We start from the raw sequence: 11,098 nt of genomic DNA, 5'->3' as shown, positions 1-11,098 counted from the left end.
CGCCCTGCAATCGAATTGCATCGCCTTGTTATATTAATGCATCGCCCTGCAATCGAATTGTATCGCCTTGTTATGTTAATGCATCGACCTGCAATCGAATTGCATCGCCTTGTTATGTTAATGCATCGACCTGCAATCGAATTGCATCGCCTTGTTATGTTAATGCATCGACCTGCAATTGAATTGCATCGCTATGCAATGCGATTGTATCGGGTGACAATGACATTGCAAGTGGATGCGATCGCATTTTTAGCCGATAAATTTGTCATTTCCCCGCATCGCTGCGTCTCCCTAATCCAACTCTCGCCGCCCTTCCAAAGCCCTTGCCAAAGTCACCTCGTCAGCGTACTCCAAATCTCCACCCACAGGTAAACCAAAGGCAATGCGCGTCACCTTAGTAAATGGTTTCAATAGCTGACCAATATATAATGTCGTCGTTTCCCCTTCGACACTGGGACTAATTGCCAAAATCACTTCCTGGGGTTTTTGTTGACTCACCCGCCGCACTAAAGCTTGGACAGTCAACTGTTCTGGGCCGATACCATCCATAGGCGAAATCACCCCACCCAAAACGTGATACTTACCTTTGAACTCGCGGGTTTTTTCCAGTGCAATGACATCACGAGAATCTGCCACCACACAAATAGTATTGATATCACGGTTAGGATTGCGGCAGATTTCACAAACTGGTTCAGCAGATAAATGAAAGCAGACAGAACACAAGCCCACCTGTTTTTTAGCATCAATCAGAGCTTGTGCCAAAGCCTCTACTTCCGTTTCTGGTCGCTTCAAAATATGCAAAGCCAATCGCTGGGCTGACTTCGGCCCAACTCCCGGTAGGCGTTGCAATTGCTCAATTAACCGTGCTAAAGGACGTGCGTAAACCGTAGCTTTATCTCCAGAATGTTTTACCTTAACTATGATGACATTCTTACAACATTTTGGGGCTGAAGTAGGAAATTACGCCTTGACTCCGCTCGGCGTAACCCTGAGCGTAGTCCACCTGTGTCAACTTAAGCTAAAAAGCTTATCCCACAAGCGTTTTACCCCACCCCTCAATCCCCTCCCCTTGGCAAGGGGAGGGGAAGTTTTGGCTTTAGACAAAACTGGGGTGGGGTAACGCGGATCGTAATGGTAAGTGAGTGAATCCAAAATCGAGTTTTGACAAAGATTTCTCGTTAAGTTGACACCAATGAGCGTAGTCGTACTCCTACTCTACGAGAAGGGCTACGCCCAACGGAGAACCCGCAGGGTAGGGTTACTTCATGCATACACGGGATTTGCAACTTTAGAGGATTTACTCTCATAGTCGGAGTCATTATAATCTCATTATGCGAATCATTGCCCGTAGTACTTTACGAAAGTTCTGGGAAGCATATCCAGATGCCGAACAGCCATTAAAAGCTTGGTTTGATGAAGCATCTCGTGCCGAATGGGACAGTCCAGCAGATATCAAAAGCATCTATCGCAATGCCAGTATTCTTGCTAATAATCGTGTTGTTTTTAATATTAAAGGCAATGATTACCGCTTAATTGTTCATGTTCGTTATGAAATTAAAATTATTTTTATTCGTTTTATTGGAACGCATAAAGAATACGATAACGTAGATGCGACAAGTATTTGAGGCAGTAATTATATATGCTTGAACCCCGTCCCATCCGAACCGAAGCCGATTATCATGCTGCGCTTGCTGAAATTGAAAGATTGTTTGATGCGAAAGTAAATACGCCAGAGTATGACCGCTTGGAAGTTTTAACTACCCTTGTGGAAGCATACGAGCAAAAGCATTACCCAATCGAATCACCAGATCCGATTGCAGCGATTTTATATTATCTCGAATCCCGTGGGTTGTCTCAGCATGATTTAGAGGCTGTAATTGGTACTCAAGTGCAGATTGCGGAGATTTTGAATCGACAACAGCCTCTAACGTTGGATATGATTCGTCTTTTGCATCAGCAATTAGGAATTCCGGCGGATGTGTTAATCCAACCCTACTCTTTGATAGAAAAGCCAGCTTGAAAGTAGCAACTGGTACAGCAATAAAAGCTAAATTCCAACCCTACGCTAAACTAGCGATCGCAACCTATATTAGGTTGGATCTTCCTCATCCATAGCTTTATAAAGAGTATCTGCTTTTTGTTGATCTGCGATCGCCCCTTGAGTATCTCCCATGCGATGACGAACTTGACTCCGCAAAACATAAGCCTTAGGGTTTTTAGGATTGAGTTTAATTACATAGTCAGCATCTGCGATCGCGCCTTTGTAATCCTGTAGCTTTTGACGCACATATCCGCGAGAGATGTAAGTCCATGTATCTTGGGTATTTAATTTAATCATTTCGTTGTAATCAGCGATCGCACCCTTGTAGTCTTGCATCTGATCGCGCACTCGCGCTCTTAGCTGATAGACATTGAAATTTTTAGGATCAAGGCGTAAGACTTGATTGTAATCTTGAATAGCACCTTGATAATTCTTTAACCTGCGGCGAAAATTGGCACGAGTCAGGCGAGATTCAATATCATGAGGTTGTAGGCGTACCACTTGGTCATAATCTGCTAGCGCTCCTTGATAGTCACGTAAGGCAAGATGCGATCGCGATCGTTTTATATACGCATTCACATCATTTGGATTAGAACGTAAAGCAGCAGTCGCCTCCTCAACTGCTTGTTGCCTATGTTTTATAACACGCTCACGTCTTTGTTGTGGACTTTCAAAGTAATAAGGTAAATAACTAACCCAACTAGGAATGATTGCTTGTAAACTACCTGCTATTCCGCTTAACAAACTCACACAGTAGAGGATAACCAGAAACACTCTAGTTGTCCACTTGCCACGCGATTCGTAATGCCGTTGAATTAACTCTTTCACCAGAGTGTATTTAGTACTGAAGGGCAAGTTGCTATATCCAAACTGCTTCAAGTATTTGAATATGGCATGTAGGAGATTATCTTGATCTGTGGGTGGGTTTTGCTGTAATTCTTTCTGTAATTTGGCATTCACTTTGGCACTGCGAAAACTGTGAGGGATACTCAAAGCTATCAAAAATACAAATAACAGCATCTCTGGTCGGTCTTTCCCGATCAGCCCCAAGATAATAACGCCAATTAGCTTAAATAAAACTCCAATGTAAGGAAAGCGGGAAAACAGCAGTAAATCAGCAATTTGTCCGCCATCCAATGGGTATACTGGCAGCAAGTTGAATAAATTTAGAAAAATTAGCGTCCAGCTTGCTTCGCGCACCCAACTAGGATAGCCACTATGAGGAGGCGCAAGGATTGCTAACCCAATCCCCAAAATTAACCCTGGTAATGGGCCTGCTAGGGATATCCAAAACTTTTGCGTCAGTGTGGCGTCATCTTTGTGGGCAGTTGCTAAAGCTCCTAAGAACGGTATGAATAAAACAGAGGTGTCACGGTAACCAAACAGTTTCATCGCTAATAAGTGTCCACCTTCATGGAACAGGAGTACACTGATAAAAATCCCAACACTTAGGGCGGAGAGGTAGTGGGTATAACTGGCGATAAACAGCACTAGACTGCCCAACAATAGCCAGGCGCGAAATTTTTTCCCTACTAGACCCTGTTGCAAGTATTGCATTTGTTGAAAGCCCTCAACTTCCAGTTCTATCGGGATTTCTCTAGAGATGCTGGAATCAGTTTTGGCTTTTTGTCTGCGTTGCTTGATGATAGTTGCAGCTTTACTACCACCTTGGATCATCGGGTTGACTGTTTTCAGGGCCGTTAGCCAATGTAGCTGAAATAACTCTGTTCCTTTAATTGGTGATATATGTCCTGCTTTGGCTAGGAAACTGACATAATTACTCATGTATATCTGTAGTGCCTTAGCAAAAGCCTCTGGTAGCAAACCACAGGGAGTTTTACTAGAAGTTAATTGTTTGAGTTTATCTTGGTGAGTTTGCCATTGCACCGATACTCGATCTGTATAAACATCTTGAACAATTGTGTTAGGAATTTCCCCTATCACTCCATGTGCTTTACCGTTAATAGTCAGCAACAATGTTTTCTCTTTAAAGAAGGTATAAAACTCTATATCAAATAAATTAACAGGTTCAACTAAACGACGCACAACTACTGTGGCGTAGCTTTTAAGCGCTTTGTTATATAAGAGAATTTCCCAATTTGTTTGCTGATAAACTTTTACAACTGGTTGATAGCGCAAATAGCTAAATGGTTTAAAGCCTAATTGTTCAAGTTCTCTAATTGGAGTTTGAAATAAATCTCTCAGGTAAGTAGGAACTGTATCAGCTTGTGTAACTTGGTAGTTTGGATATTGGAATTGAGACTTGCAAAGCTGTAAAAAGGTAATAAAATAGCGGATAAAAATTAGAAAAATGTAGATAGCGATCGGGTAAAGCAGGTATTGCATAGCAGTGACAAAACCTTAACTATGCTTAGTATTCCCTGCTACTAATTAAATATTTAGTATTTTATCAATACAAAAAATAAAAATGGGTATAGTCCTTTAACCATACCCATTTTAAGATTTTTAAATCAGTAATTATAGCTGTGGTACATACTGAGTTTTCTCAGGCACATCTGTGTACTCAGCCACAATCTGACGGAATTCTGCGCCGTCAATGGTTTCTTTTTCGATCAGCAGATCGACTAAACGATCGGTGACGCTACGATTTTCACGAATAATTTTCTTGGCTGTTTGATAGCAATCTTCGACGATCGCTCTAACTTGACCATCAATCCGCGATGCGATCGCTTCGGAATACTCAGATCTGGTTGTCCAGTCACGACCCAAGAAGACTTCTCCCTGCTGGCTTTCCAGAGATAGGGGGCCTAAATTTGACATCCCGAACCGGGTAACCATTTGCCTAGCCATACCCGACAACTGTTGTAAGTCGCCACCTGCACCAGTGGTAACTTCCGCCGGTCCAAAAATTACTTCTTCCGCAGCGCGTCCACCCAAAGCACCAGTAATCCGCGCTTTCAGTTGGGAACGAGAAATTAACCCCTGTTCTTCGTTGGGAGTAAACCAAGTTAAACCTTGTGCTTGTCCGCGAGGGATAAGGGTAACTTTTTGTACTGGGTCATGATCTTTTAATACAGTTCCCACCAAAGCGTGTCCGACTTCGTGGTAAGCAATTAAGCGCTTGCTCTTGCTATCAACCAAGGGAGTTCCTTCCATCCCTGCGACTACCCGATCTACCGCATCATCAATTTCGTTGAGGGTAATTCCTTCTTTACGTCTTCTGGCTGTGAGAATTGCCGCTTCGTTGAGTAAGTTGGCTAAATCTGCACCTGTGAAACCAGGTGTGCGGCGTGCGATCGCTTCTAAGGATACACTTGGGTCAAGTTTCTTATTGCGGGCGTGGACTTGTAAGATTTCCAAACGTCCTTTGATATCTGGTGCATCAACGGTCACTTGGCGGTCAAAGCGTCCGGGACGCAACAATGCTGAGTCTAATACGTCGGGACGGTTGGTAGCAGCAATAATAATGATGCCTGTGTTACCTTCAAAACCATCCATTTCGGTGAGTAGTTGGTTGAGAGTTTGTTCTCTCTCATCGTTACCACCACCGATACCAGCACCCCGTTGTCTACCTACGGCGTCAATTTCATCGATAAAGATGATACAGGGAGCATTGTCTTTGGCTTTTTTGAATAGGTCGCGTACACGAGACGCACCCACACCCACAAACATTTCCACAAATTCCGAACCGGAAATACTGAAGAAAGGTACACCAGCTTCCCCGGCGATCGCTTTTGCCAATAAAGTTTTACCAGTTCCTGGAGGCCCAACTAACAGCACACCTTTAGGAATGCGCGCACCTACAGCAGTAAATCTTTCTGGCTGTTTGAGGAAGGTGACAACTTCTTGTAGTTCCTCTTTAGCTTCTTCAATACCTGCTACGTCGTCAAATTTGACACCGGTTTTGGCTTCCATTTGAAAACGCGCTTTAGACTTGCCGAAGTTCATCGCTTGACCAGGCCCGCCTGGGAGATTGCTAGAGCGACGGAACAAAAAGAACAATCCGGTAATCAATAAAATTGGAAAAACAAGATTGCCTAACAATCCCCAAATCGCTCCATCATTGCGCATGGGGTGGGCATCAAAACTAATTCCTTTTTCTTTTAGCTTGCTGATTAACTCAGGTGCGTTAACAGGCAGATCCACCCGCCACCGTTGAACACGATTTTCAATATCTTGATCTACGGCTTCGACAATTGCTGTTCTGCCGCCTTCATAAAGATCTACACTACTGACGCGATTAGCGTCCAAGTATTCCAGAAAGCGACCATAGGTCATGCGGGTATTGGCTGCATTCTTAGTCATGTCAACAGGAGCGCTAGCAAATGCTCCTTGCCAAAAGAAAAAGCCAATTACCAAAGCAGGCAATGTCCAGAGTAATAGGACTTTCCAAGAAAATTTCATCTTAATCTGCCTCTAGATGCCAATACAACTCATCAGCTTTAGCAACCAAATGATGCAATCATCCTGTTAATTTCAGAATGAGAGTGGAGTAAAAAGTATAAAATTTTTCAACCTAACTCACCCTGTAAGCGGCGCTGCCTTTTGGTGACGCTCCCCAGAGGGCGTTTAATCTTAGAATTCAAAACTTTTTTGTCATCATTCATCCTTTCTTGGTTGCTGAATCGCTAGGAAACGGATCTTGATAAATCCATTTTGTTTAATCTGATGCTTTACGTGCATCGCTATAGAAGCTCTAAGGGCCTTACAGCAAATCTATAACGACAGCACGAATCTTAATTAAAGTTAACTTAATTTTAATACAAAATTGCCCATAAAAGAAACGAGGATTAGAGAAACTCAAGATTAGGAAGCATTATCAAAGCCTGCTTTCTAAGTTATTGCCGTTTCTCTATCCCTCTATCCTATTGTGAATGCCCGATTTTGGCTGATGAAATCCTACTGCTGAAATTGATGTATTAGAGTTTGCAGGTATCTCATTTAACTTCTGTAATTTGAAGCGTGTAAGGGAAATACTTGCCTTTAACATAGGAACCAACCCAAATCTGGTAAGTGCCTGGAAGCCATTCACCAACTATGCCAGGATTTTTACCATCAAACTCGTCATTGCACCATGTACCACCAGGTCCCTTGACTATGAGCGTGGTATCTTCAGGACTTTGCACTTGTAGCTTCAGATAGTCAAATTTATTTGTTAATTCCAATTTATGGTCTGGTGTTTCATCAACAAATCCGGTGCATGGGCCAGTAGCCGTTTCCGTTCTCTTGCCAACTTGGTTCCCTAAAACTGAGCCGCCACTCATACCCCGAACAGTAAAGGGGTCTGGGGAAAAATTCTTGCCGATGGTGGCATCTCCGAATATTGGTGGTGTTGGTGGCACATCGGCTCCGGCATGAGTGATCGATGTGACGAAGAGTGTAAATACCACTAATGATAATCTTATCCCTTTATTGAGCGCTCTTTTCGGCATTTTAATTACATAGTTATCTAAGTGGAGTTGATGACATGAATTTTACATACCAAGTTCCCAAAAATAGGAGAATTAACTACTTTTGGAAGATGCACGCCGAAGGGTTGATTTAGTTTCCCAGGAACTGGGCTTGTAATTGGTGCCACGGCTCACAATTCTTGTGGCTGCTTTTATTATCAATAGAGGCGCACCTAGGTGCGCCTCTAAAAATCTAAAATATTTCCAAAGGATGGGAGCTAACTGCCTGCTGTTATGGCTTTACTCAAACGCGAGCGATCTAAACCAATTTGGTTGAGTAGTAACCAGGATTGGATTAAGTCGGGGCCATGAACATCTCCAGTTAAGGCGGCTCGGAGCGATCGCATGACTAACCCTTTCTTGACATTTTGGGCTTTTACCACCTGTTTAATAATTTCTTGCGCGGTGGCTTCTTGCAATTGCGGTTGATTGTCCAAAGCTGTAAGAATGCCTTGGAGAACAGCCGCAGAACCTTCTTGCTGTAACTGCTTACTTGCTTCTTCGCTAAATTCAACTGTCTCAGTAAAAAACAGTTGACTCTGCTCTACGGCATCTTTAAGGCGAGTCAGGCTAGGGCCAATTAAAGCTACTAGCTGCTCTAACCAAGCGCGATTGCGTCCACCATCAAATTTAAAGCCTGCTTCTTCCCAATAGGGTATGAGTAAATCTGTCAGCTGATCTGCTGGGGTATTGTGGATGTACTGACTGTTTAACCAATCCAATTTTGCCCAGTCAAACTTTGCACCTGCTTTATTAACACGCTCAAAGCTAAATTCTTTGGCTGCTGTTTCTAAGGTGAATATTTCTTGAGTAGAGTCTGGTGGTGACCAACCCAACAAAGTCATGTAATTGACTAAAGCTGCGGAGGTGAAGCCTAATTTTTTAAACTCGGAAATGGAAGTAACGCCATCTCGCTTAGACAGTTTGCGCCCTTCCATATTCAAAATTAGCGGTGAGTGGGCGAACTCTGGTATTTTCGCCCCCAAAGCTTCGTAGAGGAGAATTTGCTTGGCTGTGTTGGCTATATGGTCTTCTCCCCGGATGACATGGGTGATTTGCATATCGATGTCATCAACGACAACTACAAAGTTGTACAGTGGTTGACCAACACCTGCTTCGGAAGCGCGAGCGATGACCATATCACCACCGAGATCGCTACCTTGCCAAGACATTTTTCCCCGTACTAGGTCATGCCATACAATCTCACGCTCATCTTCGATTTTGAAGCGAATCACAAAGTTACGGCCTTCAGCTTTGAAAGCGGCTTCTTGTTCTGGAGTAAGGTTGCGGTGACGGTTGTCATAGCGTGGTGCTTCCCCTTTAGCTTTCTGGCTTTCCCGTAAAGCTTCTAGTTCTTCAGAAGTGGTATAGCAGCGATAGGCTAATCCTTGTTCTAGCAGTTTTTCTACTGCTTGTTTGTAGAGATCCAGGCGTTGAGATTGAAAAAATGGGCCTTCATCCCAGTTTAGCCCCAACCAGCGCAGCCCTTCGAGGATATTCTCTGTGTATTCGGGACGCGATCGCTCTAGGTCTGTGTCTTCAATTCGCAGGATAAACTTTCCGCCGTGGTGGCGGGCAAATAGCCAGTTAAACACAGCAGTTCTGGCTGTACCAATATGTAAATTTCCCGTGGGACTTGGAGCAATACGGACTCTAACAGTCACAGTTCTTTCTCTCTTTCTCAAAGCATGATTAATATAACAAGCCCTGAATGCCGAGTTTAAGGCGATCTCTAAACTGGGTATAGTAGAGGTCAATTATCATGTAAACATTAAAATTGAGTTCCCTTACCCTAATTAACTCAGGACTCAGCACTGGTAACTCATTAACTTCTACGGGACTGACGGGGCTCGAACCCGCAACTTCCGCCGTGACAGGGCGGTGCTCTAACCAATTGAACTACAGTCCCTTAATTGGCAACTTTGCTATTATGTACATTTTTTTCCGCCTTGTCAAGTATCTAGGAGTGAGAAATTTAGAAGTCAATAACCCTTTGTTCTTGGCTATTTCTTCCTTGTCCTCTTTCTTTTCTCCTCCCTTTCCGGTTCAGTCATCCCAAAACGCCTGATGCTACAGCCTGCGGTATTGATGCCAGATGCTGCTGTATTTGAGATTGCATTTGCCGATACTGCTGCTTTAATATGTTTTTGCTCAACTGGGCTTGGGAAGAGGGTGGTAGGCTTTGACTCTTTTTTACCCAAGTTTTAAACATTTGTCGCTTCGTGGGATCTATGTAACTGCTGATCACTCCAGCACAGGAGTGAGGTGATTCGAGAGTAAATAAAATTAAAGGGTAGCGTTCATTTTCCGCCAACGAAGACAGCAATCGATGATTTTGTGGGTTCTGCATATCGAGGTAGCAGGGTAGCCACTTGGGGCCGAGTTTGCGATTGTACAGGACTGTCAGCCACAGCAGCATGGGGTGAGGAGATGTGATGAAGAGAAATTCGTTGTAACGTACAGAAAGGGCACGTTGTTTGATCTCTTGTTTTGATAACATCAGCCATATTGATGCCACTGGTTGTGGTTCGGTATCTAGAAGTTGGGGAAAAACAATTTCCTGAATTGGTTTATTTTCCGGCCAGGTAAGTTTCCAGCAAGTTTGTTCTATAGCTACAGGTAACTCAGAGATCAGGGGAAAATTTGAGGAATTGGCATTGGCGGATTCTGCTTGGACATTATTGCCCACTTCTGGTATCCTCACATTTGTGGGCAAGCTGAGATAATTAGACCGATTAATATTTTCCAAGACTTGCAGCAGTTGAGCCATATTTTGTGGGCGATCGCTGACTTGTTTCTCAAGACAAGTCATAATTAAATCATTTAATTCTCGTGGCAATTGCAGATTGGGTTTAACCTGTGCGATCGCTCTTGGTGCTTCAAAGTGATGTGCTTTATACCAGGCACCAAAGTGATCGGTTTCTGGTTGCCAAGGTTTTTCACCTGTGAGCATTTCAAACATCATCACGCCTAAGCTATAAATGTCGGAGCGACTATCTAAATCTCCTCCCTCTAGTTGTTCTGGCGAACAATAGGGCAATGTGCCGTGAAATCCCTTATTTGTACTTATGGTTGTCGCATAATTTAAAAATTTAGCAATCCCAAAATCTAGGATTTTTACTAACTGACCTAATATGGGATCGGGAACAACTAATATATTAGCTGGCTTAATATCTCTATGAACTAGCGGATAAATATTGCCGTCCATGTTTATGCCTTGATGAGCACACTGTAAGCCCAAAAAAATCTGACGCGTCAAAGTCATAAACATTGGCAAGTTTACAGGAATTAATTCCTTTAAGCATTTGCCAGATAAATATTCCATGACGTAAAATGGGTTACCTTTTTCACTTACGCCATAATCATATGCTCTCACTATATGTATACTTTTTTGGCTCAAAGCTGCACTCATGAGAGCTTCTCTAGCGAAATCTTTTTCCATCTTTGCATCTGAAACAGTTTGCGTGAGGAATTTGATCGCAACTGGTATTCCTCCTAGCAAAATGTCATTCGCTAAAAAAACCTTGCCCATGCCTCCGTTGCCAATTAACTTGATCAATTTATAACGATTGACAAGTAACCCTGTACCCTGTGGAGATGCAAATGAGCTTTGGTTCACTTTTACAACCTCTAAATACTCTCCAAT

Annotated in this window: 8 protein-coding genes and 1 tRNA gene; 2 read left to right on the top strand and 7 right to left on the bottom strand. The window is 43.1% G+C overall.

The features are described 5' to 3' along the window. Window positions 1–291 precede the first annotated feature (291 nt). The gene (recR, locus tag BV372_RS07390) at window positions 292–921 is read right to left on the bottom strand and encodes a recombination mediator RecR (RefSeq protein WP_086685392.1); all 630 of its coding nucleotides are present in this window, start codon (window positions 919–921) and stop codon (window positions 292–294) included. Between the two features lie 410 nt (window positions 922–1,331). On the opposite strand from recR, the gene BV372_RS07385 reads away from it, so the two are divergent. Together BV372_RS07385 and BV372_RS07380 are read left to right on the top strand one after the other, a co-directional pair. Continuing rightward, window positions 1,332–1,625 (top strand): type II toxin-antitoxin system HigB family toxin, encoded by a 294-nt coding sequence (locus BV372_RS07385; protein WP_086685389.1) that lies wholly within the window; start codon window positions 1,332–1,334, stop codon window positions 1,623–1,625. Between the two features lie 14 nt (window positions 1,626–1,639). Continuing rightward, window positions 1,640–2,020 (top strand): type II toxin-antitoxin system HigA family antitoxin, encoded by a 381-nt coding sequence (locus BV372_RS07380; protein WP_086685386.1) that lies wholly within the window; start codon window positions 1,640–1,642, stop codon window positions 2,018–2,020. A 69-nt stretch (window positions 2,021–2,089) separates the two neighbouring features. Here BV372_RS07380 and BV372_RS07375 read toward each other — a convergent pair whose 3' ends face one another. The 6 genes from BV372_RS07375 to BV372_RS07350 all read right to left on the bottom strand — a co-directional run bounded on the left by BV372_RS07375 (window position 2,090) and on the right by BV372_RS07350 (window position 11,071). Beyond that, the gene (locus tag BV372_RS07375; protein ID WP_086685384.1) at window positions 2,090–4,387 is read right to left on the bottom strand and encodes a site-2 protease family protein; all 2,298 of its coding nucleotides are present in this window, start codon (window positions 4,385–4,387) and stop codon (window positions 2,090–2,092) included. A gap of 132 nt (window positions 4,388–4,519) precedes the next feature. Continuing rightward, a complete protein-coding gene (ftsH2, locus tag BV372_RS07370) occupies window positions 4,520–6,406 on the bottom strand; it encodes an ATP-dependent zinc metalloprotease FtsH2 (RefSeq protein ID WP_086685382.1) in 1,887 nt (628 codons plus the stop codon). Between the two features lie 533 nt (window positions 6,407–6,939). After that, complete coding sequence (locus BV372_RS07365) at window positions 6,940–7,434, bottom strand: hypothetical protein (protein ID WP_086685380.1); 495 nt, start codon at window positions 7,432–7,434, stop codon at window positions 6,940–6,942. 236 nt (window positions 7,435–7,670) lie between these two features. Next, window positions 7,671–9,116, bottom strand: a complete 1,446-nt coding sequence (gene gltX, locus BV372_RS07360) for a glutamate--tRNA ligase (protein WP_086685378.1) — start codon at window positions 9,114–9,116, stop codon at window positions 7,671–7,673. A 171-nt stretch (window positions 9,117–9,287) separates the two neighbouring features. Next, window positions 9,288–9,361 (bottom strand) — tRNA-Asp (locus BV372_RS07355). 141 nt (window positions 9,362–9,502) lie between these two features. Further along, complete coding sequence (locus BV372_RS07350) at window positions 9,503–11,071, bottom strand: serine/threonine-protein kinase (protein WP_086685377.1); 1,569 nt, start codon at window positions 11,069–11,071, stop codon at window positions 9,503–9,505. Window positions 11,072–11,098: the final 27 nt, after the last annotated feature.

The sequence above is a fragment of the Nostoc sp. T09 genome (assembly GCF_002154695.1).
Lineage (GTDB): Bacteria > Cyanobacteriota > Cyanobacteriia > Cyanobacteriales > Nostocaceae > Aulosira.
This window is presented reverse-complemented; position numbering and strand designations above follow the sequence as displayed.

Bases quoted from the DNA above. Each gene is read 5' to 3' on its own strand.
- ftsH2 (WP_086685382.1), bottom strand. From the start codon at position 6,406: ATGAAATTTTCTTGGAAAGTCCTATTACTCTGGACATTGCCTGCTTTG.
- BV372_RS07380 (WP_086685386.1), top strand. From the start codon at position 1,640: ATGCTTGAACCCCGTCCCATCCGAACCGAAGCCGATTATCATGCTGCG.
- BV372_RS07385 (WP_086685389.1), top strand. From the start codon at position 1,332: ATGCGAATCATTGCCCGTAGTACTTTACGAAAGTTCTGGGAAGCATAT.
- BV372_RS07365 (WP_086685380.1), bottom strand. From the start codon at position 7,434: ATGCCGAAAAGAGCGCTCAATAAAGGGATAAGATTATCATTAGTGGTA.
- BV372_RS07375 (WP_086685384.1), bottom strand. From the start codon at position 4,387: ATGCAATACCTGCTTTACCCGATCGCTATCTACATTTTTCTAATTTTT.